This window comes from Streptomyces sp. NPDC104367 (genome assembly GCF_055583825.1).
Window position 1 is genome coordinate 138,596 of sequence record NZ_JBVJND010000001.1, and the last position, 26,332, is coordinate 164,927.

Sequence of the window (26,332 nt, forward strand, 5' to 3'; positions counted from 1 at the left end):
CGGGCGTCAGCCCTTGACGGCGCCTTCGCCGACCCCGCGGAAGAAGTACCGCTGGAGGCAGGCGAACAGGGCGATGAGCGGGGCCACGGCGATCACGGTGCCGGCGGCGACGAGGCGTTCGTCGTTGGCGAAGGTGCCGTGCAGGTAGTTGAGGCCGATGGTGAGCGTGAACCTCGACGGGTCGCTGAGCACGATGAGCGGCCAGAGGAAGTCGTCCCAGGCGCCCATGAAGGCGAAGATCGCGACGACGGCGACGGTGCCGCGGACCGACGGCAGGGCGATCCGCAGGAACCGCTGCCAGGCGTTGGCGCCGTCGACGTAGGCCGCCTCCTCGATCTCGTGGGGCAGGTTGCGGAAGGCGTTGCGCATCAGCAGCACGTTCATGGCGCCGACGGAGCCGGGCAGCACGACGCCGATCAGCGTGTTGTTGAGGCCGAGTTCGCGCATGGTGGTGAACTGGGCGATGATGATGCCCTCCACCGGCACCAGCATCGCGAGGACGAAGGTGAGGGTGGCGGCCCGGCGGCCCCGGTAGCGCAGCCGGGCCAGGGCGTAGCCGGCGAGTGCGGAGCCGGCGCAGTTGGTGACGACGCTCGCGCCCGCGACCTTCAGGGAGTTGAGGACGTAGTCCCACACGGGGATGGTGTCGGCGACCCGCTCGTAGTTGTGCAGGGTGGGATGTTCGGGCAGCAGGCTGGGCGGCGAGCTGAAGATGTCCTCGGTCGGTCCCTTGAGCGAGGTGGACAGCTGCCACAGGAACGGTCCGACGGCGATGGCGAGGACCAGCAGCAACAGGACGTACCGCAGGGCCAGTTCACCGATGCGGATGCGGCGCCCGTGCTCGTCGGCCAGGCGCGGGCCGGTGCCGTTCACGAGGCGTCCCTCCGGTCGGCGCGCAGGACGAGCAGCATCAGCGCGACGGTGACGGCGAACACGACGACGGACAGGGCCGAGGCGTAGCCGACGCGGCCGGTCAGGCCGGTTCCGGTGCGCTGGACGAGCATCACGAGGGTGGTGTCCTCGCCGGCCGGGCCGCCGTCGGGGCCGGCCATCAGGTAGACCTCGGAGAACACCTTGAAGGCGGCGACCGAGGACAGCGCGGCGACCAGCACCATCGTGGAGCGCACGGCGGGCACGGTGACGGTGAGGAAGCGGCGCACCGCGCCGGCGCCGTCCACGGCGGCGGCCTCGTGCAGTTCGCGCGGGACGTCGGCGAGCGCCGCCAGATAAATGATCATGTAGTAGCCGAGGCCCTTCCAGACCGTGACCGCCATGGCGCTCAGCAGGAGCAGCCACTGGTCGCTGAGGAAGCCGATCCGGCCGATCCCGACCGCCTCCAGCAGCGAGTTGACCAGTCCGCGTTCGTCGAGCAGCCAGACCCAGATCAGCCCGACGACGACGATGGAGGCGACCACGGGGGTGTAGAAGGCGGACCGGAAGAAGGTGATGCCGGGGATGTTCTTCTGCACCAGCAGGGCGAGCAGCAGCGGCAGCACGACGAGGGCCGGTACGACCCCGGCGATGTACAGGGTGCTGTTGCGCAGGCCGGTCCAGAACATGTCGTCGTGGACCAGCTCGCGGAAGTTGGCGAGGCCGACGAAGCGGCCCGGGATCAGGGTGCGGCGGTCCGTGAAGGAGTTGACCACCGTCGAGACGAACGGATAGAGCACGAAGGCACCGACGACCAGCAGCCCGGGGGCGGCGAACAGCCATGGGCTGGTGGGCAGTTGACGCCGCACTCGCGACACGCCGGCCATCCGGGTCAGCCCTGCTGCCCGAGCAGGGTGTCGCAGGCCCTGACAGCGTTGTCGAGCGCCGTCCGGGGGCTCTCCTTGCCCTGGAGCGCCTTGGCGACCTCGTTGCGCAGCGCGGTCTTCATCTGGTCGCTGAACAGGACGGGCGTGTAGTTGACCGCGCTCTTCAGCGACTTGGCGGCGGCGACCCGCACCCGGGTCACGTCGGTGCCGTCCTCCTTGGTGAAGTACGGGTCGTCCAGGGAGCCGGCGGTGCTGGGGAAGATGGCGACCTGCTTGGCGAAGGACATCTGGTTCTGCGCGTCGGTCACGAAGTGGGCGAAGGCGACGGAGGCCGCGGTGTGCTTGGTCCGGGAGTTGACCATCACGCCCATCACGTACATGTTGACGTGCCCGGTGCTGGTGATCTGGTCGGTGATGCCGATGTTCCTGTACAGGTTCGGCGCCTGCTTCTTGAAGTTGTCGAGGTCGAGCGCGCTGCCGGGGTTCATGGCGACGGCGCCGGTGAGGAACTTCTTGCCGGAGGACTCCGGGGTGGCGGTCAGCGCCTGCGGGTCGAGGGCCTTGGCGTCGAACAGCTCCTTGTACCTGGTGAGGAGTTCGACCCCCTTGGCGTCGTTGAAGGCGAAGCCGGTGCCCGCCTTGTTCATCAGCGCGACGCCGTAGCGGCCGAAGTCCTCGATGGTGGGGACGCCTGCGAGGGTGGCGACCTTGCCGTCGCTGCGCTCGGCCATCGTCAGCGCGTCGGCGAAGAGGTCGTCGTAGGTCCTCGGCGGCTGGTCGGGGTCGAGTCCGGCCTCGGTGAACAGGGACTTGTTGTAGAAGAGCGGCCCGGTGTTCAGGTACCACGGGAAGGCGTAGGTCCCGCTCATGCCCGGGATCCGGTGGCCGGCCCAGGCGCCGGCCAGGTATTCGGACCGGTACGTGCCCGCGGCCTTGTCGAGGTCGAGGGCGAGGCCCGCCTTGGCGAGCGGGGCGACGAGGTCCGGGGAGAGGTTGACGACGTCGGGCAGGGTGCCGCCGGCCGCGTCGGCGCTGATCTTGTCGGCGTAGCCCTCGGCCGGCTGGTCGATCCACTTCACGTGGGCGTCGGGGTACTTCTTCTCGAAGTCGGCGATCAGGCCCTCGAAGTACGGCTTGAAGTTCGCGCGCAGGTTCCAGGTCTGGAAGGTGATGTCGCCCTCGACCTTTCCCGAGGCGTTGGTCGCACCGCCGTCGTCGGACCCGGAGCCGCAGGCGCTCAGCGGCAGGGCGAGGACGGCGGCAGCGGCGAGGGCGAAGGCTCTGCGGGAGATACGCATGGTCCGTTGCTCCTTTGCAGCGAGGTCGGCCGAAGGTGCCGCGCCAGACCTTGCACGCCGTTTTGGCACCGCGTCAATGGATTCGGCTCAGCTAAAGTCATTAGTGGCTCAAAGCCCCTGCTCAGCAAAGCACTTGACCGGTATTGCGGCCGATCACTAATACGCTTTAGGGTGTTCGGACTCAAGCGCATTAGCTGATCACGGTCCCGACCGAATGAGGAAGTGAGTTGGCGGAGAAACGCGTCCCCGCGCGCCGGCCGACGATGAAGGACATCGCCCGCCGGTCCGGGGTCTCCGAGAGCGCGGTCTCCTTCGCGCTCAACGGCCGCCCCGGGGTGTCCGAGGCGACCAGGGCACGGGTGGAGCGGGTCGCCGAACAGCTCGGCTGGCGCCCCAGCACGGCCGCCCGCGCGCTCTCCGGGGAGGGCGCGGCGACCGTCGGCTTCGTCCTCGCCCGCCCGGCGCACTCCCTGGGCGTCGACTCCTTCTTCCTCCAACTGGTCTCCGGTATCCAGGAGGTGCTCGCCGAGCGCCATCTCGGCCTGCTCTTCCAGATGGCGGAGGACGTGGCCGACGAGTGCGCGGTCTACCGCCGCTGGTGGGCGGAGCACCGCGTCGACGGCGTCCTGGTCGTCGACCCGCGCGCCGACGACCCGCGCCCCGACCTGCTCGACGAACTCGGGCTGCCCGCGGTGGTGATCGGCGGCGCGCCCGACGAACGCCATCCGGGGCTCTCCACGGTCTGGGCGGACGACGCGGCCGCGATGGCCTCCGTGGTCGACGAGCTGACGGCCCTCGGCCACCGGCGGATCGTCCACATCGCGGGCCTGCCGGGCCTCGCCCACACCCAGCGCCGGGTCCGCACCCTGCGTGCCGAGGCCGAGCGGCGGGGGCTGACCGAGGTCCGTTCGGTCACCACCGACTACTCCGACGCCGAGGGCGCGGCCGTCACCCGCCGGGTCCTGCGCGCGGCCCCGCCGCCGACGGCCCTCATCTACGACAACGACGTGATGGCGGTCGCCGGGGTCTCCGCGGCGGCCGAGCTCGGCTACCGCGTCCCCGCCGACGTCTCCCTCGTCTCCTGGGAGGACTCGGCCCTGTGCCGCATGGTCAAGCCCTGGCTCTCCGCGCTGTCCCGCGACAGCGCGGAGTTCGGCCGCACCGCCGCCCGCGAGCTGACCACGCTCCTGGACGGCGGCTCGGCGCGGGCCGTACGGGTACCGGTGCCGCGCCTCAGGGTCCGGGGCAGTACCGCGCCCGCGGCGGTCCGCCCCGGCGAGGGGACCGGCTGAGAACCGGTGCGCACGTCCCCAACGGGGTGTGGGCGCAGGTGAGTTGATTCATCGGTCCGTTGGCGGAGGGACGGATCAGGTGGTCCGGCTCTCGACGTACCGCCGCGGACCGGGCACAGTTCTCCCTACCCGCCGCACCTACCGACGAGTACCGAGGAGCGCCCGTGACCAGCTGGGCCGGCCTGCCCGCGACCGAGACAGCCGCCGCCGTCCGCGGAAAGCGGGTGGCGCCCCGGGACGTGGTGGCCGAGCACCTGGAGCGGATCGCCCGGCTGGACGGACAGGTCGGCGCGTTCCGCAGGGTCCGGGCCGAGGCGGCGCTCGCGGAGGCGGACGAGGTCGCGGCACGCCCCGATCTCGCCGAACTCCCGCTGGCCGGTGTGCCGGTGGCCGTGAAGGACAACCTCGCGGTGCGCGGCGAGGCCCGTCGCAACGGTTCGGCGGCGACGCCGGACACGCCCGCGGACGCCGACCACGTCACCGTGGCCCGGCTGCGGGCGGCGGGCGCGGTGGTGGTGGGGCTGACGAACGTGCCGGAGCTGTGCGTCTTCGGTACGACCGAGGGCGTCCACGGCACGGCCCGCAACCCGTGGGACACCGGGCGCAGCGCCGGGGGCTCCTCGGGCGGCAGCGCCGCGGCGGTCGCGGCGGGGCTGGTGCCGATCGCCCTCGGCAACGACGGGATGGGTTCGCTGCGCATCCCGGCGGCCAACTGCGGTCTGGTCACCATCAAGCCGGGGTCCGGGGTGGTGCCGGCCGGGATCGGCAACGGCGACTGGTTCGGGATGTCGGAGAACGGCCCGCTGGCCACCACCGTCGAGGACACCCGGCTGGTGCTCTCGGTGCTGGCGGGGTCCGGGTTCGACCGCCCCGCGGAGCGGTCGTCCTACCGGATCGCCGTCTCGGTGCGCAGTCCGCTCACCGGGGTGAGCGTGGGCAGGCCGTATACGAACGCGGTCCGGGAGGCGGCCGCGCTGCTGGCGGGCGCCGGGCACGAGCCGCGGCCCGCCGAGCCGCCGTACCCGATGTCACTGGGTGTGACCTCGCTGCGGCACTGGACCGCGGGTACGGCAGTGGACGCCGAGGGGCTGGACCCGGCGCTGCTGAACCGGCGGACGCGGGTGCACGCGGCCGTCGGACGGCGGTTCGTCGGCGGGGTGCGCGGCGGCGAGACCCGGGACCGGCTGCGGGACCGGCTCACCCCGTTCTTCGCCGAGCACGACGTGCTGCTCACCCCGGCGCTGGCCCGCCGCTCCCCCAGGACCGGCCCCTGGCACGAGCGGGGCTGGCTGCGCAACGTGCTGGTCAACACCGGCTACTCGCCCCTCACCCCGCCCTGGAACCTCACCGGCTGGCCGGCCATGTCGGTCCCGTTCGGCACCCTGCCCTCGGGTGCGCCCTGCGCGGTGCAGCTGGTGGGACGGCCGGGCTCGGAGGCGGTGCTGCTGGAGGTGGCCGGACAGCTGGAGACCCTGCGGCCGTGGCAGCGGACGGCCCCGCTCGGCTGAGGGAGGGCCGCCGCCCGGGGCGGTTCACCGGGGGCGCACCCGCGGGTCACCGGGCGCGGTACCCGCGGGTCACAGGGCGCGGTGTCCGCGGCTCACAGGGCGCGGTACATGATGTGCAGGCCGACCGGTCCGTGCTTCGGGTGGTCGAAGGCGGCCGGGACCGTGCCGAGGACGGTGAAGCCCAGGGAGGTCCACAGGGCGACGGCGGGGTTGGTCTCGACGACGGCGTTGAAGACCATGGCGCGGTACCCGTGGGCCCTGGCCTCGGCGAGGACGTGCTCGGCGAGCGCGCGCCCGATGCCCCTGCCCCCTCGGTCGGGGTCGACCATGAAGCCCGCGTTGGCCACACCGGCCGCGGGTCCCCCGTAGTTGGGGGTGAGATAGGCGGAGCCGACGACGGCTCCGGTGGGGTCCTCGGCGACGTAGACGCGTTTCGCCGGGCTCATCCACAGGGCGCGGGCCGCCTGCTCCGAGGTCTCGGGGTCCCAGCCGTAGGTCTCGGCGGCGGCGACGATCCGGTGCCAGAAGGGCCAGATCTGCGGCCAGTCGGCCGCGGTGGCTTCTCTGATCAGCATGGGCGTGAGTCTCGCACGCCCATGCGCGTCGGCGATCGCGACGGCGCTGACCGGGGTCAGTCCACGCTGGGCAGGATGTGGGGCTCGGCGAGGTCCTCCTCGTAACCCGCGAGGCGGATCGGGGCGGACCGGGCCCACACGTCGAGGCTGCCGAGCTGTCCGGGCCTGCGGCCCGCGCGCTCCGTGCGTTCCTTGGGGCGCTGCTCGCGATTCGTCTTCTCCGGTGTCACCGCGCACTCCTTATGTGTCGGGTCACCCTCGGGGCGTACCGGACTGTCTGCGTACCGGTGCCGGGCGACCGCTCGGGTCTGGATGGAAGGCCAGTTCGGACGCGGTGGCGCCGGTAACTCACAAGAGAGCAGGCCGTTGTCTGCCGGCATGTCCCGGGACGGACGGTGGGTGTGGGTGGGACCCCTTGTTGCTGTCCGTCCCCTACAGATTAACCAAATGAGCACGCGCGCGCTCGATAGGGAGTGCAAACAAGGTGTAACTATCGCGAGTCACGGCGCACTTCAGCGACGGACAAATACCCCCTTTCATCACATGATGCCTTGTTTACGAATCACCCGCTCGGCCTACGCGCCGTGCAGTTCAGATCGCGTTGGCCGGGTCGAAAACTCGGCATGGTCGGGTGGCGCAGGACGAGGGCTGTCTCGCGGAAGGACTGACGCATGGAGCTGCGCAGCGTCGAGGAGCTGATGGATCTGCTGTACGCCTGCCGGCACCAGCGCGCGCTGCGCACCGCCGCGCTGCTGCGCCGCGGCCGCCCCGCCGACAAGGAGCTCCAGGTGGCGGGCCTGGTGCACGGCGCCGTGGAGCTGCCGGGTCCGGCCGGGGGCGCCGCGCGCGCGGTACGGCACCTGCTCGGGGAGCGCGTCTACCGCCTCGTCCGCGAGGACGGCACCGGCCACGGCGACGACGTGCTGCGGTTGCGGCAGGCCGAGGAGGAGAGCCGCACCGCGACCTTCGACGCGGGCGTCCTGGAGGACTGGCGAACCGTCCTGGAACTGGTCGCCGCCCGCAACTCCCGCCTCGGGGCTGTCGACTGACGGTCCGTCATGAGACGGTACGGCGATGACAGCGTCGTACGGGCTCAGCGGCAGGGCGGCCGTCGTCACCGGCGGCACGCGCGGGATCGGGCTCGCGGTCGCCGAGGCGCTCGCGGCGGCCGGGGCGCTGGTGTGCGTGAGCGCGCGGGACGCGGACGAGGTCCGGCGGACGGCCGCGGGGCTGGGCGGGATCGGCCTGGCGGGCGGTGTCGCCGAGCCGGAGCACGCCCGGGAGCTGACCCGGCTGGCACTGCGCGAGTTCGGGCGGCTCGACGTGCTGGTCAACAACGCGGCGACGAACCGGCCGTACGGTCCGCTCATGGACGTCGACCTCGGGGCGTGGCGGGAGGCGTTCACGGTCAACGTCGAGGCCCCGCTGCGGCTGACGCGGTGCGCGTGGCGGGGCTGGATGCGCGAGCACGGCGGTTCGGTGGTCAACATCTGCACGGAGGGCGCGACCCATGTCGGCCCCGACGTCGGCGCGTACGGCACCAGCAAGGCCGCGCTGCTCCATCTCACCCGGCAGCTGGCCGGGGAGCTGGCGCCCCGGGTGCGGGTGAACTCGGTCTCGCCGGGGCTGGTGCGCACGGAGATGGCGCGGTTCATGTGGGAGCCGCGGGAGGCGGAGATCGCCGACGGACTGCCGATGGGGCGGATCGGGGAGCCGGCGGACGTGGCGGCGGCGGTGCTGTGGCTGGCCTCGGACGCCGCGCAGTGGGTGACCGGCGCCGACCTGGTGGTCGACGGCGGCACCCGGGTGCGGGCGGCGCGGCCGGCCGGACCGGGGCCCGGGCCCGGCGGCCCCGGGCCCCAGGGGTCACCCGGAGGTCACCACTTGCCCGGCTCGTAGTCCTTCAGGAAGACCCCGTAGACGTCCTCGCCGTCCTCGCCGCGCACGATCGGGTCGTAGACGCGGGCCGCGCCGTCGACCAGGTCCAGCGGGGCGTGGAAACCCTCGTCGGCCAGCCGGAGCTTGTCGTAGTGCGGGCGTTCGTCGGTGATCCAGCCGGTGTCGACCGAGGTCATGAGGATGCCGTCGGCGTCGAACATCTCCTGGGCGCTGGTCCGGGTGACCATGTTCATGGCCGCCTTGGCCGCGTTGGTGTTGGGGTGGCCGGCGCCCTTGTAGCCGCGGCCGAAGACGCCCTCCATCGCGGAGACGTTCACGACGTACGACCGGCCGCGCGCGGCCTTCTTCGCGGCCGCGGCCATGGCCGGGCGCAGGGCGCTGATCAGGATGAACGGCGACGTGTAGTTGCAGAGCTGGGTCTCCAGCAGCTCCACCGGGGAGATCTGGTCGATGGTCTGCACCCAGGTGTTGCTGTCGACGACGTCCGGGACGAGGCCGCCCGCGTCGATGGCGGTGCCGTCCAGGTGGCGGGCCACACTGGCGTTGCCCGCGACGAGCGCGAGGTCGGCGACCTTCTGCGCGTCCAGGCCGCTGGTGCCGACCGGCAGCGCGGCGAGGCCGTCGACGGCGCCGGAGTTGAAGGCGCCGATGACGTGGTGGGCGGGGAGTTCGCCGGCGGGCAGCGGGGCGCTCTCGCCGCCGACCAGGGCGGCGTACGCGGAGGGCAGCCGGCGGACGGTCTGGGTCGCGTTGTTGATCAGGATGTCGAGCGGGCCCGCCGCGGCGACCTGCTCGGCCAGGGCGACGGCCTGGGCCGGGTCGCGCAGGTCGATGCCGACGATCTCCAGGCGGTGCAGCCAGTCCGCGGAGTCGTCCATCGCCGTGAAGCGGCGGATGGCGTCCTTGGGGAAGCGGGTGGTGATCGTCGTGTGGGCGCCGTCGCGGAGCAGCCGCAGCGCGATGTACATGCCGATCTTGGCCCGGCCGCCGGTGAGCAGGGCGCGCTTGCCGGTCAGGTCGGCGCGGGCGTCGCGCTTGGCGCGGTTGGTGCGGGCGCAGTCCGGACAGAGCTGGTGGTAGAAGTAGTCGACCTCGACGTAGCGGGCCTTGCAGGTGTAGCAGGAGCGCGGGCGCTGGAGTATCCCCGCGAACCGGCCGGCCTCGGTGACGGACGAGGGCAGGATGCCCTCGGTCTCGTCGTCGATGCGCTGGGCGGAGCCGGTCGCGGTGGCCTCGGTGACCGCCTTGTCGTGGGCGGTCTTGGCGGCGCGGCGCTCCTGGCGGCGGCGCTGCTTGACCGTGCGGTAGACGCCGGCCGTGGCCCGGCGCACCGCGATGGCGTCGGGGTGGTCCACCTCCAGCTCGTCGAGTTCGTCCAGCACGCTGAGGCAGACGGCGAGCCGCTCGGGGTCGATGCCGGGACCGTAGAGCACCGCGTCCACCGCGTCCTCGGCCGTCGAGCCGTCCTGTGTCACCGTCATCGCGCTGCCGCTTCCCTGGTCAACCACCGGCGCTCCGACTCGCGCCCGCTTTCGAACGGGGAATTTTACGGAGCGGCGGCCCCCATCACCAAACCCGCCCGAATACCGGATCCCGTCCGCCGGCGGTCACGGGCGGGACCGGGGCCCCGCCCCGGTGTCACGCGTCGCACAGGGTGATCAGGGAGTCGACCTCGTCGGTGACGGCGCGGGCGAGCAGGTCGAGGTCGGGGACGGCGGCGGCGTCGGCGACGAGGCCGTAGTGGACGTGGTCGCGGTAGGTGGAGACGGCGACGGCGAGGGACTGGCCGGGGGCGAGCGGGGCGAGCGGGTAGACGGCGGTGAGCGGGTGGCCGCCCAGGCGCAGGCCGAGGCCGGGCAGCGGGACGCTGGTGACCAGGATGTCGAACCAGAGCCGGGCGGCCTGGCTGACGAGCGGTCCGCCGAGCCGGTGCCCGAGCGCCGGCACGTGGTCGGCGAGCAGGGCGACGGCACCGGCGCCCCGGTTGGGGCCGGCGTCCTTGTTGCGGACCATCGCCGTACGGACGCGGTCGAGGCGGGCGAGCGGATCGGGGTCGTCGACCGGGAGCCGTATCAGGTAGCCGGAGAGCCGGTTGCCCTGGGGGGTGACGGTGCGCGGGCGCCGCCTGGAGACGGGGATGAGAGCGCGCGGGGCGACGCCCTCGGTGCCGTCGCCGCGCTCCTGGAGCCAGCGGCGCAGCGCACCGGCGACGACGGCGATCAGCACGTCGTTGACGGTGCCGCCGACGGCCTTGCGGACCCGGTGCACGTCGTCGATGTCGAGGTCGACCCCGGCGATGCTGCGGGTGCCGGTGGGCTCGGACCGCAGCGCGGCCGAGGAGCTGACCCCGAGCGCGGACAGCGCGACGGAGGCGCCGATGTCCAGGGCCCGGCCGACGTCCGCGAGGGCGCCCCGGACCAGCTCGGGCACCTTGCGCACGTCGGCCAGGGCCGGCAGGGACCGCGGCGGCTCGATGGCGCGGGGCGCGCGCTCGGGCAGGTCCAGCGGGTCCATGACACCCGCGGCCAGTTTGAGGGCGCGCAGCCCGTCGGCGAGGGCGTGGTGGAACTTGAACAGCACGGCGAAGGAGACGCCGTCCTCGCCGGGCAGGACATGGGCCTCCCAGGGCGGTCGGCCGCGCTCCAGCGGGCGTTCCATCAGCCGGCCGGCGGCGGCCTGGAAGTCGGCCGTGGGGGCGTGCAGCCGGACGTGGTCGAGGGGGTCGAAGTCCGGGTCGGTCTCGCGGGCCGCGCCGCCGAACGCGAGCGGCTGCCAGACGTCGCGGATCCGCATGCGCAGGCCGGGTACGGCCGCGGCGCGGGCCGCGAGCAGGTCGGCGGCGTGCGCGCCGGCGGTCGGCGAGTGCGCCGAGAACACGCCGAGCGCGCCGAGGTGCATCGGGTGCCGGTCGGACTCGATGTTCCAGAACGCCAGATCGAGAGGAGCGAGCAGATCAGCAGTCTCAGTCATCTATCGGGATGCCTCGCGTAGACGGAGGGTGGATCAGCAGTCAAACGCCGGGACGTGATTACGGTCAAGTACGATCACGCTACGCTCAGTTAACAGCAGATTAAGTCCCGCCTCCTCCGAAAGAGGCGGGGCTCAAGGGGCGTCTGAGGTCACCTCAGCGCCGGTGGCGCCGCCTCGGGTGACGTACCCCACTCTGACGGGCGCGGGCCGACCGTGAACGCCAGGGAGCGCAGGGAGCGCAGCGAACCGGTCGTCAGAAACGTCCGGCCGTACTCCGTTCCGTCGGTCCTGGCCGTCTGGATGTAGCGGTCGGTGGCGGAGGTGCCGGGCGCGGTGACGGTGAAGCCGCCGCTCGGCCAGTAACGGCGGTCGAGGCCGACCCGGACCCGGTCGAAGACCGGCGTGGACAGGCCCCAGGTGCCGTAGCCCGGCTGGACCGGGAACAGGCCGATGGACGACAGCACGTTCCAGGCGGACATGGTGCCGAGGTCGTCGTTCCCGGTCATCCCGGTCGGCCCGTCGGTGAAGAGGGTGAGCGCCGCGTGGACCACGTCGGTGGTCTTCCAGGGCTGGCCGGTGGAGAGGTAGGTGTACGGGGCGATGAGGTCGGGCTCGTTCATCGGGTTGTAGACGGCCGCGTTGTAGTAGGCGTACGCGTTGCCGTGCACCCACACCTCGCGCGCGGTGCGCGCCGGGTCGGCGAGCAGCCTGTCGTACGCGAAGAACGAGTCGAGCCGCCGGTTGGCGGCCTGCTCGCCGCCGATCAGGGAGATCACGCCGGGCAGGTCCTGCGGGACCATCCACTGGTACTGCCAGGCGGTGCCCTCGTGGAAGCCGATGCCGCGGGCCGGGTCGGGGTTGCCGGTGAAGGCGCCGGAGGCGTCGCGGGCGCGGAAGAAGCCGGTGGAGGGGTCGAAGACGTTGCGGTAGTTCTGCGCCCGGGTGGCGTAGCGGGCCGCGTCCTCGTCGTGGCCGAGGTCCCGGGCCATCCGGGCGAGCATCGCGTCGGCGAGCGCGTACTCCAGGGTGACGGAGGCGCCGTGGTCGTAGTCGGAGTCGCCGACCTTGGTGTGCGGGCGGCCCTTGACGTACGGCGCGAAGCCGTTCGCGAGGTACTCGGCGTTGGCCTCGCGGCCGACCCCGGGATTGGCCGCGGGCGGCACGCCGTCGGCGTTCTTCCTGAGCACCCGGTAGGCCCGCTCCTCGTACCCCTTGAGCAGGCCCAGCTGGTAGGCGGTGGTCAGGAACGGGGTGACCGGGTCGCCGGTCATGATGTTCGTCTCGACCGGGCCGTAGCCCCACTTGGGCAGCCAGCCGCCGTCCTCGTCGATCCTCAGCACCGACAGCGCCATGTCCCGGGCCTCGCGCGGGGCGAGCAGGGCGAGCAGCTGGGCCTGGGTGCGGTAGGTGTCCCAGAGCGACCAGTTCTGGTAGTAGGTGAAGCCCTCGGCGCGGTGGATCCGCCGGTCCCAGCCGGTGTAGCGGCCGTCGGCGTCGCCGCCGACGTTGGGCGCGAGGAAGCTGCGGTACAGGGACGAGTAGAACGTCCGGCGCAGGGCCGGTGTGCCGCCCTGGACCCGCACGCCGGCCAGCCGCCGCTCCCAGGCCGCGCGGGCCCGCCGGCGCACCTCGTCGAAGGAACGTCCGCCCTCGGCGCGCAGGTTGGCCTCGGCCCCGCGCGCGTCGACGTACGACAGCGCGGTGGTCGCCTCGACGGTACGGTCCCGGGTGGTGTCGAAGCGGACGTAGGCGCCGTCGGCTCCGGTGCGGGCGCCGGGGGTGAGGGCGGAGCCGTTCCAGGTGCCGTACGCGGTGAACGGGCGGCTGAAGCGGGTGACGGTGTACACGGTGTAGGGGGCGCTGTCGCGGCAGAAGCCGTGGCCGGTGATCCTCGTGCGCACGGTGTGGTCGTCGAGGATCTCGACCTCGCTGCTCACCGGCTTGTGCAGCGACTGGGCCGCGTTGAGCAGCACGTTGGCCCGGCCGGTGGCGGGGAAGGTGTAGCGCTGGACGCCGGTGCGGGCGGTGGCCGTCAGCTCCGCCTCGACGCCGGAGTCGAGGCCGACGCGGTAGTAGCCGGGGCTCGCCCGCTCGTCCTCGTGGCGGAACCCGGCGGCGTACCGGGCGTAGTCCGTACCCGTGACGTCACCGGTGGTGGGCAGCACGGGCAGGTCGCCGCCGATCGCGCAGCCCACGCCGGAGAGGTGGACCAGGGAGAAGCCGCGGATGCGGTGCTGGGAGTAGTCGTAGCCGGTGCTGTGGCCGGTGTCCGGGGAGAGCTGCACCATGCCGAAGGGCACGGCCGCGCCGGGGAAGGTGTTGCCCTCGTCCTGGCTTCCGATGAAGGGGTTCACCAGGTCGGTGAGGTGGCCGTCGGTCGGTTCGGCGGCCCCTGCGGCGGGGGTGGCGAGCAGCGCGGACGCTGTGAGCACCCCGGCCAGGCACAGCCGGGTGCGCCGGGTCCCTCTCATGTCGGATGACCTCCGAAGTTCGACATCGTTGTCTGCATCGTGAGGGGGAAAGGGCGAAAAGCCGGGTAGGCCGGGTTTCCGGCGTCCGGCGCGTCGCACACGCCGCGGGCCCGGCGCGCGAACGGCGCCGGGCCCGGGAGGAGGCGGTGGGGTTACGGGAGCGGAGGAGGCTGCGGGGTCACGAGACCAACTGCCCCTTGCCGAGGGCGATGACCCCGCCCTTGGACATGGTGTACAGCTCCGAGTCCCGGTCCGGGTTGACGCCGATCGTGGCGCCGGGCGGGACCTCGACGTTCTTGTCGAGGACGGCACCGCGCACCACCGCGCCGCGCCCTATGCGGACGTTGTCGTGCAGCACCGACCCCTGGACCACCGCGCCCTGGTCCACCCGCACGCCCGGGGAGAGCACGGACCGGGTGACCTGGCCGCGGATCAGGCAGCCCGCGCTGATGATGGACTCGCTGGCCATGCCACCGGCGTTGAAGCGGGCCGGGGAGAGCTGGTTGGAGTGGGTGTAGATGGGCCAGTTGCGGTTGAACAGGTTGAAGGCGGGCCGCTCGGCGATCAGGTCCATGTGGGCGTCGTAGTACGCGTCGAGGGTGCCGACGTCCCGCCAGTAGCCGCGGTCGCGGGTGGTCTCGCCGGGGACGTGGTTGGTGCCGAAGTCGTAGAGCCGGGCCTCGCCGCGGGCGGTGAGCTGGGGCAGGATCGAGCCGCCCATGTCGTGCACCGACGCTTCGTCCTCGGCGTCCCGCTGGAGGGACTCGACCAGGGCCTTGGTGGTGAAGACGTAGTTGCCCATGGACGCGAACACGTGGTCCGGGTCGTCCGCGAGGCCCGGCGGGTCGGCGGGCTTCTCCAGGAAGGTCTCTATCGTCTGCCCGTCCGAGCCCGGGGTGATCACGCCGAACGCCGAGGACTCGGTGCGCGGGACGCGGATGCCCGCGACCGTGACCCCGGCACCGCCCTCGATGTGCTGCTGGAGCATCTGCCGGGGGTCCATCCGGTAGACGTGGTCGGCGCCGAACACCGCGACGTACTCCGGCTGTTCGTCGTGGACGAGGTTGAGGGACTGGAGGATGGCGTCGGCGCTGCCCAGGTACCAGCGCGGGCCGAGCCGCTGCTGGGCCGGGACCGGGGTGACGTAGTTGCCGAGCAGGCTGGACATCCGCCACGTGGTGGTGATGTGCCGGTCCAGCGAGTGGGACTTGTACTGCGTGAGCACACAGATGCGCAGCACGTCCGCGTTGACGAGGTTGGACAGGACGAAGTCGACGAGGCGGTACGTACCGCCGAAGGTCACCGCTGGTTTGGCCCGGTCGGCGGTCAACGGCATCAGGCGCTTGCCTTCCCCGCCCGCGAGCACGATCCCGAGTACCGAAGGTCCACCACGACGCACGGCCGCTCCCCTCACCCTGGTGCTCCATCCCTGCCCGAGGAGCACACCCGCTAAGCCTGTACCGGGTTCCGGTCGGACAGGCGGCCTGTTCGTCACGCCTGCTTGAGGATCTCCTCGTAGAGCCGGACGGTACGGCGGGCCACCGCGTCCCAGCCGAACTCCCCCACGGCACGCTCGCGTCCGGCCTCGCCCATCCGCCGGGCCGTCCCCCGGTCGCCGACGACCGCGTCCAGCGCCCGCGCGAGCCCCGCCTCGAAGTCGTCGTCCAGATCGACCAGCAGGCCCGTCCTGCCGTCCTCGACGACCTCCGGGATGCCGCCGACCCGGGACGCCACCACGGGCGTACCGCAGGCCATGGCCTCCAGGTTGACGATGCCGAGCGGTTCGTACACCGACGGGCAGGCGAACACGGCCGCGTGGGTGAGGAGTTGGATCACGTCCGCGCGCGGCAGCATCTGCGGGATCCAGTGCACGCCCTCCCGGACCCGGCTCAGTTCGGCGAAGAGGTCGCGGAACTCCCGGTCGATCTCCGGGGTGTCGGGCGCGCCGGCGCACAGCACGACCTGTGCCGCCGGGTCGATGTCCCGTACGGCGCGCAGCAGATGCGGGACGCCCTTCTGGCGGGTGATCCGGCCGACGAACAGCACGTACGGGCGGTCCGGGTCGACGCCGATCCGGTCGAGGACGTCGGTGGAGCGGTCGGGCCGGTACAGGGCGGTGTCGATGCCGTTGTGCACGACGTGGACCCTGTCCGGGTCCAGCGCCGGGTAGCAGCCGAGGATGTCCTCGCGCATGGCCCCGGAGACGGCGATCACGGCGTCGGCGGCCTCGACGGCGCTGCGCTCGGCCCAGCTGGACAGGGCGTACCCGCCGCCGAGTTGCTCGGCCTTCCAGGGGCGCAGCGGCTCCAGGGAGTGCGCGGTGACCACGTGCGGGATGCCGTGCAGCAGCTTGGCGACATGGCCGGCGAGGTTGGCGTACCAGGTGTGGGAGTGGACGAGTTCGCGGCCTTCGAGGCCGGCCGCCATGGCGAGGTCCACGGAGAAGGTGCGCAGCGCGTCGTTGGCGGTGTCCAGGGCGGGCCAGGAGCGGTGCCGGACGACGCCGACCCCGCGGCCCTCGCCCCAGCAGTGCACCTCCAGGTCCACGAGGGGCCGCAGCTCCCGGGCGAGGAACTCCACATGGACGCCCGCACCGCCGTACACGTCCGGAGGGTACTCCCGGGTCAGCAGTCCGACTCGCACCCGCAACCCCCTGGTTCTCACCGCCGGTTGGTCCATGGTCACCCAGATGCGGCGCGCGGGGAAGAGCCCGGTGGTTGTGTGAAACAACAGTCACCGCAGACCCCGCCGCCCGGTACCCGGTAGTAGAGGCAGCAGCTGCGGCGCCGGAAGGCGGTGCCGGTGCGGGTGCCGGTGGCGCTCAGCAGCGGGTGCGCGAAGAGGTCCGCGGTGAGGGCGCGGGACCGGGCGGCGACGTCCGCGCGTCCGTTGGCCCGCGCCCAGCGGTCCAGCTCCCGGGCCGCGCCGGCCAGCGCGGAGCCCGCGTTGCCCCGCAGCAGCCCGGTGGCGAGGCCGTGCCGGGCCCGCAGGGCGGCCCCGAGGGGTTCGAGATGGCCGTGCAGGACGGCGTCCGCGAGCAGGGCCGCGTCGGCGGCGCCGGGCAGCGGGCGCGGGTCGGTCAGCCAGAGGTCGTCGGGGGCGGTGGCGGCCGCGTCCCAGCGCAGCAGGCGGGGGGCGAGGTCGGGCAGGCGGCCGTAGACGACGGCGCAGCCCAGGGCGGCCGACCAGAGGCGCGCGGCCAGCGCCTGGTGCGCGATCGAGGCGGCGACCCGGGCCTCGGGAGCACGCAGGCGGCCCGCGACGAGCCCGACGCGGAGAGTCAGCGGATCCGGGTAGCCGTCCGGCCCCGGACGCTCGTACGCCTGCGCGAGCGTCGGCAGCCCGCCGGTCCGCGCCGCCGCCCGTTCTCCGGCCGCCGGTCGGAGCGTCCGCAGGACGGAGAAGCCGCCGAGCGGGCGGAGCGCGGCGAGATCGGGGTCCAGGTCCACGAGGAGCAGTAGTACCAGGGGCGGAGCCGGTCCGGACGTGCGGGCCTCCACCCCCCGTCACCCACCCTGGGGATGATCGGGACCCTTTCGTACTCCATCGGCAGTACGACCCATTGGGTGCTCAGGTACGACGACGGGAAGCGGCCGGCCCGGCAGAGTGTTGTTCATGGAAGCCGACCGTTCACCGCGCCGGGCCGCGGGGCCCTGCCAGACGCCGAGGAGCCGTGCATGAGCGCCCTCGCGCTGTCCGTGCTGCTGTCGTTCGTCTCCGCCGTCGCCTACGCCGGCGGGGCGATCGTGCAGGAGCAGGTCGCGGTCTCCTCCCCCGGCGAGCAGTGCGCGCCGTTGCGCCGCCCGAGCTGGTGGGGCGCCATGGCGCTCAACGGCCTCGGCGGCCTGCTGCACGTCGTGGCGCTGGCCTACGGCCCGCTGAGCCTGGTGCAGCCGCTGGGCGCGCTCACCATCGTGTTCGCCCTGCCGATGGCGGCCCTGTTCGTCGGCCGCAGGGCCGGTTCCACCGCCTGGCGGGGCGCCGTCATGGCCACCGCCGGCCTGGCCGGTCTGCTCTCCCTGGTCGGCACCTCCGACTCGCAGACCCTCGCCTCCGCCGGACGGTTCGGCGTCGCGCTGGTCACCGGCGGGGCGGTCGTCGCGCTGATGATCGCGGGCCGGGCCGCCCACCGGCATCCGGCGGTGCGCAGCATGCTGCTCGCCACCGCGTCCGGCATCGCCTTCGGCATGTCCTCGGTGTTCACCAAGGTCGTGGCGATCGACTGGGACGGCGGCGTCGCCGTCGCCGACCTGCTCTGGCTGGGCGTGATCGGCGTCTACGCGGTCGCGGGCGTCCTGCTCTCCCAGGCCTCCTACCGCAGCGGCGGCCTCGCCGCCCCGCTGGCCACCCTGACCGTGGTCAACCCGGTGCTGGCCGCGGCGGTCGGCATCACGATGTTCGGCGAGACGTTCCGCTACGGCACGACCGGCACCCTGCTGGCCCTGGGCTGCGGTGTGGTGGCGGCGGGCGGTCTCATCCTGCTGACGACCGAGCGCCTCGACAGCACGCCGGGCACGGCGGAGCGGGTGCCGGAGCCGCCGGCCGAGGTCTCCCCCGAGCCGCTGGTGGAGGCGCTGGTCGAACTCGCCGAGGCGGGACTGGCCGAGGCGGGAGCGGCCGAGGCGCCGACGGCCAGGGCCGGACGTGCGCAGGCGGGGCCGGCGGGAGTCCGGCAGGCCGAGGCCGGGCCGCTCGCCGTCGCCGCGGACCACGGGGCGGGCCCGGCGCGGATCACGATGCCGCAGCAGCGGACGGCGCCCCCGGCCGGGGTGGACGACATCCTGCTGCCCGCCGCGGACTATGTGCGGGGCCCGCTGCTGGACCGGCACCGCACCCGCGTCACATCCTGACGCCGCCGGCCCGGAGGTAGGCGAGCGGGTCGACGTCGGAGCCGAAGGCGGGCCCCGTCCGCACCTCGAAGTGCAGATGCGGGCCCGTGGTGTTGCCCGTGGAGCCCGAGCGGCCGATCCGCTGGCCGGTGGAGACGTGCTGCCCGGCCCGCACGGAGATCGCCGAGAGGTGGGCGTACTGCGTGTACCGGCCGTCGGCGTGCCGGATCACCACCTGGTAGCCGTAGGAACCGCCCCAGCCCGCCGTGACGACCTCGCCGGTCTCGACCGCCCTGACGGAGGTGCCGGTGGGCACGAGGAAGTCGACGCCGGTGTGGTAGCCCTTCGACCAGTGCGAGCCGGACGCGTGGTACGGCGTGCCGATCGGGGCGTCGACCGGCGCGACCAGCGAATGCCCGGTGTGCGTCGAGGTCTTCTTCGTCCCGGTCCTCGCCTTGGCCTTCGTACCGGACCCGGCCTTGTTCTTCGCTTCGTCCTTGCCCTTCCGGTCCGTCGTGGCCTTCGCGTCGGCCTTCGCCTGCTCCGCCGCCCGGCCCGTCAGGTTCAGACGCTGCCCCGGCAGGATCAGGTCGGGGTCGGAGCCGACGGTGGTGCGGTTGGCCGCGTAGAGCCGGTGCCAGCCGCCGTCGACGTCGTGGTCCTCGGCGATCCCGGAGAGCGTGTCGCCGTGCACCACCGTGTACATCCGGGCCTTGCCGGCCCGGGACTGCGGTGTGGTCTGGGGCTGTACGTCCCGCACGGAACCCTGCGCGGCACTCTTCGCGGAGGACTTCTCGGCGGTCTTCTCGGCGGCCGTCTCCGCGGCCTTCTCCGTGCTCTCGCCCGTGCTCTTCGCCGACTTCGTGCCGGCGGGGCGGTGGGCGGCGGTGTCGGTGTGCACGTCGGGGGTGTCGCCGCCGCGGGTGAGCCCGGCCCGTACCGAGCAGACCGGCCAGGCGCCCGGCCCCTGACCGGCGAGGACCTTCTCGGCGACGGCTATCTGCTGGTCCTTGGTGGCGAGGTCGGCGCGCGGCGCGTACCGGGTGCCGCCGTAGGCCTCCCAGGTGGACTGGGTGAACTGGAGGCCGCCGTAGAAGCCGTTGCCGGTGTCGATGCTCCAGTCGCCGCTGGACTCGCAGGCGGCGACCTTGTCCCAGGTGGACGCGGAGGCCGCGTCGGCTCCCGAGGCCGCGGCGAGCGGGATCGCCAGCCCGGCGCCGCCCGCCGTCACGGTGAGCGAGGCGCGGTTGATCCTGCTGGGCTGGTACCGGCGGTGCCGGCCGCGTTCGGCCATGTCTGAAGCCCTCTCGCCACGCGCGTCAGGAAGGCCAAAAGTAAGCGCTCCGAACAGGCCATGACAAGACGGCAATCAGCCGCCTCAAAGTTGACATCTCGTCATGTGCGGCGCGGCGGACGCTTCTTGGCTCCGGCACCCGGGCCGCGGCGGATTCGAAGCGTTTGGCGAGGCTACTGAGGCGTCGGCGCGTGTGGTCCGTATCTCCCAGTGCGGCCGGTCGGACGGCGAGTCGGGATGGCCTTTGGGCGATACTGGCGGACACGGGGGCGGCAGCACCTTTTGCACGTTGTACAAGATCGACTCGATCTTTGAGGAGCAGGCGGTATGAGCACTTCGGCGCAGATCGGCGTCACGGGCCTGGCGGTCATGGGCCGCAACCTCGCCCGGAACTTCGCGCGCAACGGCTACACGGTGGCGTTGCACAACCGCACGGCGTCGCGGACGCACGCGCTGGTGGAGGAGTTCGGGAACGAGGGCGACTTCATCGCGGCCGAGACCGCCAAGGAGTTCGTCGAGGCGCTGGAACGGCCCCGCCGACTGGTCATCATGGTCAAGGCCGGCGGCCCGACGGACGCGGTGATCGAGGAGTTCGCACCGCTCCTGGAACCCGGCGACATGATCATCGACGGCGGCAACGCCCACTTCGCGGACACCCGGCGGCGCGAGAAGGCGCTGCGCGAGCAGGGCATCCACTTCGTCGGCATGGGTGTGTCCGGCGGTGAGGAGGGCGCGCTGAACGGGCCGAGCATCATGCCGGGCGGGCCGAAGGAGTCGTACGACTCGCTGGGCCCGATGCTGGAGAAGATCTCGGCGAAGGCGGCCGACGGCGCGCCCTGCGTGACGCACGTGGGGCCGGACGGCGCCGGGCACTTCGTGAAGATGGTGCACAACGGCATCGAGTACGCCGACATGCAGCTGATCGGCGAGGCGTACCAGTTGCTGCGCGATGTGGCCGGGTACTCCCCCGCGCAGATCGCGGACATCTTCCGCACCTGGAACACGGGCCGGCTCGACTCGTACCTGATCGAGATCACGGCCGAGGTGCTGGCGCACGTGGACGCGGCGACCGGCAAGCCGTTCGTGGACGTGGTGGTGGACCAGGCCGAGCAGAAGGGCACCGGCCGCTGGACGGTCCAGATCGCGCTCGACCTGGGTGTGCCGGTGTCGGGCATCGCCGAGGCGGTCTTCGCGCGGTCGCTCTCGGGCCACGCGGGTCTGCGGGCCGCGTCCGGCGACCTGGCCGGGCCGAAGCCGAAGGCGCTGTCGGAGACGGAGGCGGCGGCGTTCGCCGACCGCGTGGAGCAGGCGCTGTACGCGTCGAAGATCGTGTCGTACACGCAGGGCTTCCACGAGATCCAGGCGGGCAGCGAGGAGTACGACTGGGACATCGACCTCGGTGCGGTGTCCTCGATCTGGCGGGGCGGCTGCATCATCCGGGCCGCGTTCCTGGACCGGATCCGTGCCGCGTACGACGCGCGGGCGGACCTGCCGAGCCTGCTGTCCGACGAGACGTTCGCCGGGGAGATCGCGGCGGCGCAGGACGACTGGCGCGAGGTGATCATCGCGGCGACCCGGGAGGGGGTGGCGGTGCCCGGGTTCTCGGCGGCGCTGGCGTACTACGACGCGCTGCGTGCGGAGCGGCTGCCTGCGGCGCTCACGCAGGGGCAGCGGGACTTCTTCGGGGCGCACACGTACCGGAGGGTGGACCGGGAGGGCGCGTTCCACACGCTGTGGGGCGGCGACCGGAGCGAGGTCACGGCGTGACGGACGGTTCGGCCGGCTGGTGACGGACGGATCGGCCGGCTGGTGACGGACGGTTCGGCCGGCTGAAGGGGCGCGGGTGAGCTGCGGTTTCGCGCGGCTGCCCGCGCCCCTGGTCGTTTCAGGTGAGCGGCGGGCCCGGCTCAGGGGCGGGCACGGGTTCCGGTCCGGGCGGGATCGGGGACGGCGCGGGACCGGGTGGCGGGGTGGGGCCCGGTGGCGGGGTGGGCACGGGGCCCGGGCCGGGTGGCGGCGGGGTGGGGGCCGGGCCGGGGCCCGGAGGTGCCGGGGTGGGTTCGGGGCCCGGGGGCGGTTCGGGGGTGGGGACCGGACTGGGGTAGGGGTCCGGGGGCTCCGGGGCCGGGCCGGGCGGCGGGCCCGGGGACGCGGGGTCGGGGTACGGGTTCGTCATGGTGTCCTCCGGCCAGTGGCTCGACTTCACCTCTGGGGGTCTACTGCCCACGTACCCGACCGGCGCCCGCGCACTCACCCGGGTGGCCCCTCAGCCCGTGCGCACCGCCTCCGCGCCGGCCGCCAGGGCCGGGCGCGGGCTGGACAGGACCGGGACCGCCGTCGTGGTCAGCCGCTGGGCGGGGGCCATGGAGCCCTGGGCCAGCAGGATGACGTCGGCGCCGGTGACCGCGTCGGCGGCCGCGGCCACCAGCCGGGCGCAGCCGTCGAGGTCACCGGCCTCGAAGCGGTCCCAGGCGCCCTCGACGACCCGGGCCCGCGCGGTGACCGGGCGGCCGGCCCGGCGGGCCTCGTCCTCGACCAGCGCCAGGGTGGGGGCGAGGGTGCTCTCGACGGTGGCCAGTACGGCGATCCGGGCACCGGCCGCCACGGCCGCCGCCGCCATCGGGCGGTCGCCGCGGACGACGGGCACGCCCACCTCTGCGGCGGCGCGTTCCGCGACCTCGCCGATCGTCGAGCAGGTGCAGAGCACGGCGCGTACGCCGTCGGAGGCGGCCCGGCGCAGTGCCGCGGTGACGTCCGCCCGTACCGCCTCGGGTCCCTCCGCGCGGGCCCTGGCCAGCAGTTCCGGCGCCACGACGTGCCGTAGTTCCAGGCCCGGCCAGTCCTCGTCGCGCAGGGCGTCGAAGACGGGGACGTGCAGGGCGGAGGTGTGCAGGAGAGCGAGGGTCACCGGTGTCCTCAGAAGCGGCCGGGGTGGGCGATCAGCCATTCCTTCGCCGCGCGCAGCAGCTCGGGGTCGGGCGTCGGGGCCACGTCGGGGTGGCGCTCGGCCCACCGGACGACGTACGGGCAGAGCGGGGCGACGGGGACCTCCTCGCGCTCGGAGACGGCGTAGAGCTCGCGGGCGAGGGAGCCCGCGATGCCCTTCCCCTCGTGCGCCGGTTCCACGATGGTGTGGACGGGGACGAGGGCCGGGGAGGGCGACTCCAGCACGAAGTACTCGATGTGGCCGACGACCTCGCCGTCGGCGACGGCTTCCAGACGGCCCGCCGCCCGGTCGTCGCGGATCTCGATGTCGCTCATGTCGCCCTCCTGGTCGGCCGGTCAGGCCGGGACGGCCTGCGGGCTGCGCTCCTGGTCCGAACCGGGTACCGGCTCGGACGGGTCGGCGCCGAGAGCCACGGCACGGTTGCGCCGGTCGACGTGCACGACCCGTGGCCGGAGCGTACGCGCCTCGGCGTCGGTCACCTGAGCGTAGCTGATGATGATCACGAGGTCGCCGGGGTGCACCAGGTGGGCGGCGGCCCCGTTGATCCCGACGACCCCCGAGCCCCGCTCCCCCTCGATGACGTACGTCTCCAGCCGGGCGCCGTTGGTGATGTCGACGATATGGACCAGCTCACCGGGAAGCAGGTCGGCCGCATCGAGCAACTCGGCGTCGATCGTCACCGATCCCACGTAGTGCAGGTCGGCCTGGGTGACGGTGGCCCGATGAATCTTGGACTTGAACATGGTGCGCAGCATGTCGGTCTCCTGAAGGACGGCTCCCTGCCTGCTTTCTGCAGGTCAAGGGCGCCCAGAACTGTACATGGGCACCCCTTCGGCTCGAAGACCTGGAGGGAGACCGGGTGCTGCCGCGCCCGGACGGGCCGCTCACCCCATGCACGTGCACCGTCGGCCGGCTCCACCCGACGGTGCACGGAGACGCAGGCCACCGAAGCACGAGGGAAAGGTGGCAGGAACCGTCCGCTCGCGCTTCCTTCACCGCGAGCGGCCATGAAACGGACTCCCGCCGACTACGCCGAAGCTCTGCCGAATCGACGCATGTGTTCTCGGCGTTCTCGGCGTTCTCCCAGGCCGGCAAAGAGAGGTGACGCGACCTCAGATGGTCGGGGTGTCGTCCACGACCGGCCTGTGTATCTCGACGACCGGCTTCCACCCCGCGGAGAACTCTATGAAGTCCGCACGGGTGGGGTAGGTGTCGATCGCGCGACGGTCACGCTTGACGGCGTCGCCCCCCTTGCGCCCGCGGGGAATCTGCTCCTCGAAGATGTCGACCTTCACGTCGGGAACCTCCTTGAGGCCCTGGCGCCAGATCTGCACGATGTCGGCGCCGAAGGCCTGCCGGGCCGCAGCGTAAAGGGCCGTGAGGGCCCCCTTGTCCCCACCAGGGACGAAAAGCGCCAGGTCCAGCACGACACCCGCGGACTGGAGGACCTCGATGGTCACCGAGCCGTTCTCGTCGGCCAGGTAGATTCCGGCTTCATTCTCGTCGCCGGGAAGGCAGGAGACCTCTTCCTGGAATACGGTCCTGGCCGTGATCGAGCCGCCCTCGAAATCCTCACCGGACCTGGTCAGAAAAGCAGGGACATAGCAGTCGGGAAGCTTGAGTTCTGCCGTGTCGGCGGAAATGAAGATCCTGTCCTTCACACCGAGCTTCGTCACCTCTTCCAGCGAGAGGCGGCGAGCAGCGATTTTCTCCGTGTTCACGATTTCCCTTTCAGGTTGCACTGTCCCTCCGAACAGGGACGCTATCACGAAACCACGAGGTCAACTCCCCAGTAATCTGCGGGTAAATGGCCTTCGCAGACCTGCGCGAGAGGACACCGAAGCGAGTGCCACTCGACCGGTTTGGGCAGCACGAAGGAACTAAGGGACAGTTTAGGGAGATATCGCCCATATCACCTGCGGGGAGGTTGCGGTGAGGTAAGGCGATTCATTCGCCGTGCGCATCTCGAAGAGCGCAGCGAAAACCAACCGGACAGCCCGGCAACGCAACAGCAGAGACCCCACCGGCGACATCCGGACGGAGCGCGAACAAGAAGTCGCTCACTTCCGCGCCCCTTCGGCCAGGGCTTCGGCGCAGCCGACCGACGCCAGGCCGCCGGCGTCGCGTCGTGTCGGGCGGGGTTCGGTCACCCCGAAGATCCTCACGGCGGGAGTCGCCCGCGACCGGCCTCGGATCGGCCGCGGCACCGCTGTGGCCTGTCGCCGGGAAAGCCAAGGGGGGCGGTCGGCAGTTGCCGACCGCCCCCCTTGGAGAATGCGGACCTGTCGCCCCCCGGGATCGACGCGCGTCCGTCGCGCCGTCGGCTTCGGTCAGCGGCTGCCGCGGTAGTAGGTGACGTCCCAGTGCGAGCCCTCCCGGGCGTAGACGTTCCCCGCGGCCGACTTGTACTGCTTCGCACCGTCACCGCGCACACCGGCGTAGCGGAACTTGTGGGTGATGTACGAGTCCACGCACGAGGTCAGCTTGATGTCGACCTTGTAGCCGTTCCAGTGGCTGTAGGTCCCGGCGGCGTGCCCCTTCTCCGTGCCGGCGGTGAGTGTCACGACACACCTGCTGGCCTTCTTGAAGTCGCTCACCCCGGCGACGGTGCTCTTGTTGATCTGCTCGAAGGAGGTGCACTTGCGGTTGTTGCGGTTGCTGCACCTGCCCGAGGACACCCACGTGACCCCCGCCCGCGTCAGCTGCCGTTCGGCGGCCGACTGCGAGTACTTCGCGGGCGCGGCGGTGGCGGCGGGCACGGCTGCTGCCAGCAGCCCGGCGCTCAGCAGTGCGACTGAAGCGGCGAGTGCGGCCGGACGGGCCATGAAGCGACTCATGGGGCGTCGTTCCTCTCCTGAGGGATTGAGTGACGACTGATTCACTGCCCGCGGGAAATGTGCCGCATACCGTTGCAGGACGGCGCACAGTAGTGCAGATCGGCACCCATGATCCCCGGCGTACGCCCGGATCGGGAAGGTCCGCAATTTACTTATGAGCGGTTGAACAGTTCAGACTGATAAACCTAGTGTTAGTAGATGTGACGACAGACATAACCGTCGGCAGTGACGTCTCACGGCTCGCTGCCGGGCTCCGGGTCTCGGTGGGGCGGATGACGCGGCGGCTGCGGCAGGCGCACGCGGTGGGTGACGTCTCACTGTCCGGGGTGTCCGTGCTGGCCCGGCTCGCCACCGACGGGCCGGACACCCCGACGGCCCTCGCCGAGGCGGAGCGGGTCCGGCCGCAGGCCATGGCCAGCACGCTCGCGCAGCTCGAACGGCGCGGCCTGGTCCGCCGTACCCCCGACCCCGCGGACGGGCGGCGGAGCATCCTGGCCGTCACCGAGGACGGGCGGGCGATGCTGGCCGAGCGGCGCTCGGAGTCCGTACAGCGGCTCGCGGTCGTCCTCGGCAGGTTCTCCGCCGAGGAACGGGCGACGCTCGCGGCGGCCGTGCCGCTGCTCGACCGGCTGGCGGAGCGGCTGTGAGCCCCCGC

24 protein-coding genes are annotated in these 26,332 nt (G+C 72.4%); 7 read left to right on the forward strand and 17 right to left on the reverse strand.

The annotated features are described in order from the left end of the window. Positions 1-6: 6 nt before the first annotated feature. The 3 genes from ACZ619_RS00620 to ACZ619_RS00630 are packed head-to-tail and all read right to left on the reverse strand — an operon-like array spanning position 7 to position 3,055. On the reverse strand, positions 7-873 hold the full coding sequence (locus ACZ619_RS00620; RefSeq protein WP_469592517.1) for a carbohydrate ABC transporter permease: 867 nt from the start codon (positions 871-873) through the stop codon (positions 7-9). Beyond that, complete coding sequence (locus tag ACZ619_RS00625) at positions 870-1,757, reverse strand: carbohydrate ABC transporter permease (protein WP_469592519.1); 888 nt, start codon at positions 1,755-1,757, stop codon at positions 870-872. The genes ACZ619_RS00620 and ACZ619_RS00625 overlap by 4 nt, the downstream gene beginning before the upstream one ends. Positions 1,758-1,762: 5 nt before the next feature. Next, a complete protein-coding gene (locus tag ACZ619_RS00630) occupies positions 1,763-3,055 on the reverse strand; it encodes an ABC transporter substrate-binding protein (RefSeq protein WP_469592521.1) in 1,293 nt (430 codons plus the stop codon). Between the two features lie 263 nt (positions 3,056-3,318). Between ACZ619_RS00630 and ACZ619_RS00635 the strand changes: the two genes are divergently transcribed. Then, on the forward strand, positions 3,319-4,347 hold the full coding sequence (locus tag ACZ619_RS00635) for a LacI family DNA-binding transcriptional regulator (protein ID WP_469593244.1): 1,029 nt from the start codon (positions 3,319-3,321) through the stop codon (positions 4,345-4,347). A 164-nt stretch (positions 4,348-4,511) separates the two neighbouring features. Further along, positions 4,512-5,855 carry an amidase gene (locus ACZ619_RS00640; RefSeq protein WP_469592523.1) on the forward strand — a complete coding sequence of 448 codons (1,344 nt, stop codon included), beginning with the start codon at positions 4,512-4,514 and terminating at the stop codon, positions 5,853-5,855. Between the two features lie 92 nt (positions 5,856-5,947). On the opposite strand, the gene ACZ619_RS00645 is transcribed toward ACZ619_RS00640, so the two are convergent. Continuing rightward, positions 5,948-6,430, reverse strand: a complete 483-nt coding sequence (locus ACZ619_RS00645; protein WP_469592525.1) for a GNAT family N-acetyltransferase — start codon at positions 6,428-6,430, stop codon at positions 5,948-5,950. A gap of 56 nt (positions 6,431-6,486) precedes the next feature. After that, complete coding sequence (locus tag ACZ619_RS00650) at positions 6,487-6,660, reverse strand: hypothetical protein (RefSeq protein WP_109494424.1); 174 nt, start codon at positions 6,658-6,660, stop codon at positions 6,487-6,489. A 441-nt stretch (positions 6,661-7,101) separates the two neighbouring features. On the opposite strand from ACZ619_RS00650, the gene ACZ619_RS00655 reads away from it, so the two are divergent. After that, positions 7,102-7,479 carry a hypothetical protein gene (locus tag ACZ619_RS00655; protein WP_469592527.1) on the forward strand — a complete coding sequence of 126 codons (378 nt, stop codon included), beginning with the start codon at positions 7,102-7,104 and terminating at the stop codon, positions 7,477-7,479. A 25-nt stretch (positions 7,480-7,504) separates the two neighbouring features. Further along, complete coding sequence (locus ACZ619_RS00660) at positions 7,505-8,329, forward strand: SDR family oxidoreductase (protein WP_469592529.1); 825 nt, start codon at positions 7,505-7,507, stop codon at positions 8,327-8,329. On the opposite strand, the gene ACZ619_RS00665 is transcribed toward ACZ619_RS00660, so the two are convergent. The 6 genes from ACZ619_RS00665 to ACZ619_RS00690 form a co-directional block, all read right to left on the reverse strand. Next, a complete protein-coding gene (locus ACZ619_RS00665; RefSeq protein ID WP_469592531.1) occupies positions 8,308-9,810 on the reverse strand; it encodes an SDR family NAD(P)-dependent oxidoreductase in 1,503 nt (500 codons plus the stop codon). The genes ACZ619_RS00660 and ACZ619_RS00665 overlap by 22 nt on opposite strands. Before the next feature lie 157 nt (positions 9,811-9,967). Then, on the reverse strand, positions 9,968-11,299 hold the full coding sequence (locus tag ACZ619_RS00670; RefSeq protein ID WP_469592533.1) for a wax ester/triacylglycerol synthase family O-acyltransferase: 1,332 nt from the start codon (positions 11,297-11,299) through the stop codon (positions 9,968-9,970). A gap of 149 nt (positions 11,300-11,448) precedes the next feature. Beyond that, complete coding sequence (locus ACZ619_RS00675) at positions 11,449-13,770, reverse strand: GH92 family glycosyl hydrolase (protein ID WP_469592535.1); 2,322 nt, start codon at positions 13,768-13,770, stop codon at positions 11,449-11,451. Positions 13,771-13,948: 178 nt separating this feature from the next. Further along, positions 13,949-15,169 (reverse strand): glucose-1-phosphate adenylyltransferase, encoded by a 1,221-nt coding sequence (gene glgC / locus ACZ619_RS00680; RefSeq protein ID WP_469592537.1) that lies wholly within the window; start codon positions 15,167-15,169, stop codon positions 13,949-13,951. 92 nt (positions 15,170-15,261) lie between these two features. Then, on the reverse strand, positions 15,262-16,413 hold the full coding sequence (glgA, locus tag ACZ619_RS00685; protein ID WP_469592539.1) for a glycogen synthase: 1,152 nt from the start codon (positions 16,411-16,413) through the stop codon (positions 15,262-15,264). A 38-nt stretch (positions 16,414-16,451) separates the two neighbouring features. Further along, the gene (locus ACZ619_RS00690) at positions 16,452-17,219 is read right to left on the reverse strand and encodes a (2Fe-2S)-binding protein (protein ID WP_469593246.1); all 768 of its coding nucleotides are present in this window, start codon (positions 17,217-17,219) and stop codon (positions 16,452-16,454) included. A 228-nt stretch (positions 17,220-17,447) separates the two neighbouring features. Between ACZ619_RS00690 and ACZ619_RS00695 the strand changes: the two genes are divergently transcribed. Continuing rightward, positions 17,448-18,620: a DMT family transporter gene (locus tag ACZ619_RS00695; RefSeq protein ID WP_469592541.1), complete on the forward strand. Its 1,173-nt coding sequence runs from the start codon at positions 17,448-17,450 to the stop codon at positions 18,618-18,620. Here ACZ619_RS00695 and ACZ619_RS00700 read toward each other — a convergent pair. Then, positions 18,610-19,893, reverse strand: coding sequence for a transglycosylase family protein (locus tag ACZ619_RS00700; protein WP_469592542.1), 1,284 nt, complete (start codon positions 19,891-19,893; stop codon positions 18,610-18,612). The two genes, ACZ619_RS00695 and ACZ619_RS00700, sit on opposite strands and share 11 nt — an antisense overlap. A 327-nt stretch (positions 19,894-20,220) precedes the next feature. Between ACZ619_RS00700 and gndA the strand changes: the two genes are divergently transcribed. Beyond that, entirely contained in the window at positions 20,221-21,660 is a 1,440-nt protein-coding gene (gndA, locus tag ACZ619_RS00705) for an NADP-dependent phosphogluconate dehydrogenase (RefSeq protein WP_469592544.1), read from the forward strand. A 499-nt stretch (positions 21,661-22,159) separates the two neighbouring features. Here gndA and ACZ619_RS00710 read toward each other — a convergent pair whose 3' ends face one another. The 5 genes from ACZ619_RS00710 to ACZ619_RS00730 form a co-directional block, all read right to left on the reverse strand. Beyond that, complete coding sequence (locus ACZ619_RS00710; protein ID WP_469592546.1) at positions 22,160-22,840, reverse strand: aspartate/glutamate racemase family protein; 681 nt, start codon at positions 22,838-22,840, stop codon at positions 22,160-22,162. Then, a complete protein-coding gene (locus ACZ619_RS00715) occupies positions 22,810-23,154 on the reverse strand; it encodes a GNAT family N-acetyltransferase (RefSeq protein WP_469592548.1) in 345 nt (114 codons plus the stop codon). The genes ACZ619_RS00710 and ACZ619_RS00715 overlap by 31 nt, the downstream gene beginning before the upstream one ends. 21 nt (positions 23,155-23,175) lie before the next feature. Then, the gene (gene panD / locus ACZ619_RS00720; RefSeq protein WP_469592550.1) at positions 23,176-23,595 is read right to left on the reverse strand and encodes an aspartate 1-decarboxylase; all 420 of its coding nucleotides are present in this window, start codon (positions 23,593-23,595) and stop codon (positions 23,176-23,178) included. A gap of 357 nt (positions 23,596-23,952) precedes the next feature. Further along, complete coding sequence (locus ACZ619_RS00725) at positions 23,953-24,561, reverse strand: hypothetical protein (protein ID WP_469592552.1); 609 nt, start codon at positions 24,559-24,561, stop codon at positions 23,953-23,955. A gap of 609 nt (positions 24,562-25,170) precedes the next feature. Then, on the reverse strand, positions 25,171-25,677 hold the full coding sequence (locus ACZ619_RS00730) for a hypothetical protein (protein ID WP_469592554.1): 507 nt from the start codon (positions 25,675-25,677) through the stop codon (positions 25,171-25,173). Positions 25,678-25,877: 200 nt separating this feature from the next. Here ACZ619_RS00730 and ACZ619_RS00735 point away from each other — a divergent pair, with 200 nt between their 5' ends. Continuing rightward, complete coding sequence (locus tag ACZ619_RS00735) at positions 25,878-26,324, forward strand: MarR family winged helix-turn-helix transcriptional regulator (RefSeq protein WP_469592556.1); 447 nt, start codon at positions 25,878-25,880, stop codon at positions 26,322-26,324. Positions 26,325-26,332: the final 8 nt, after the last annotated feature.

Bases quoted from the DNA above. Each gene is read 5' to 3' on its own strand.
- ACZ619_RS00645 (WP_469592525.1), bottom strand. From the start codon at position 6,430: ATGCTGATCAGAGAAGCCACCGCGGCCGACTGGCCGCAGATCTGGCCC.
- ACZ619_RS00695 (WP_469592541.1), top strand. From the start codon at position 17,448: ATGAGCGCCCTCGCGCTGTCCGTGCTGCTGTCGTTCGTCTCCGCCGTC.
- ACZ619_RS00635 (WP_469593244.1), top strand. From the start codon at position 3,319: ATGAAGGACATCGCCCGCCGGTCCGGGGTCTCCGAGAGCGCGGTCTCC.
- ACZ619_RS00670 (WP_469592533.1), bottom strand. From the start codon at position 11,299: ATGACTGAGACTGCTGATCTGCTCGCTCCTCTCGATCTGGCGTTCTGG.
- ACZ619_RS00715 (WP_469592548.1), bottom strand. From the start codon at position 23,154: ATGAGCGACATCGAGATCCGCGACGACCGGGCGGCGGGCCGTCTGGAA.
- ACZ619_RS00655 (WP_469592527.1), top strand. From the start codon at position 7,102: ATGGAGCTGCGCAGCGTCGAGGAGCTGATGGATCTGCTGTACGCCTGC.
- panD (WP_469592550.1), bottom strand. From the start codon at position 23,595: ATGCTGCGCACCATGTTCAAGTCCAAGATTCATCGGGCCACCGTCACC.
- ACZ619_RS00700 (WP_469592542.1), bottom strand. From the start codon at position 19,893: ATGGCCGAACGCGGCCGGCACCGCCGGTACCAGCCCAGCAGGATCAAC.
- ACZ619_RS00630 (WP_469592521.1), bottom strand. From the start codon at position 3,055: ATGCGTATCTCCCGCAGAGCCTTCGCCCTCGCCGCTGCCGCCGTCCTC.
- ACZ619_RS00665 (WP_469592531.1), bottom strand. From the start codon at position 9,810: ATGACGGTGACACAGGACGGCTCGACGGCCGAGGACGCGGTGGACGCG.
- ACZ619_RS00730 (WP_469592554.1), bottom strand. From the start codon at position 25,677: ATGAGTCGCTTCATGGCCCGTCCGGCCGCACTCGCCGCTTCAGTCGCA.
- gndA (WP_469592544.1), top strand. From the start codon at position 20,221: ATGAGCACTTCGGCGCAGATCGGCGTCACGGGCCTGGCGGTCATGGGC.
- ACZ619_RS00660 (WP_469592529.1), top strand. From the start codon at position 7,505: ATGACAGCGTCGTACGGGCTCAGCGGCAGGGCGGCCGTCGTCACCGGC.
- ACZ619_RS00625 (WP_469592519.1), bottom strand. From the start codon at position 1,757: ATGGCCGGCGTGTCGCGAGTGCGGCGTCAACTGCCCACCAGCCCATGG.
- ACZ619_RS00710 (WP_469592546.1), bottom strand. From the start codon at position 22,840: ATGGCTGATCGCCCACCCCGGCCGCTTCTGAGGACACCGGTGACCCTC.
- ACZ619_RS00675 (WP_469592535.1), bottom strand. From the start codon at position 13,770: ATGAGAGGGACCCGGCGCACCCGGCTGTGCCTGGCCGGGGTGCTCACA.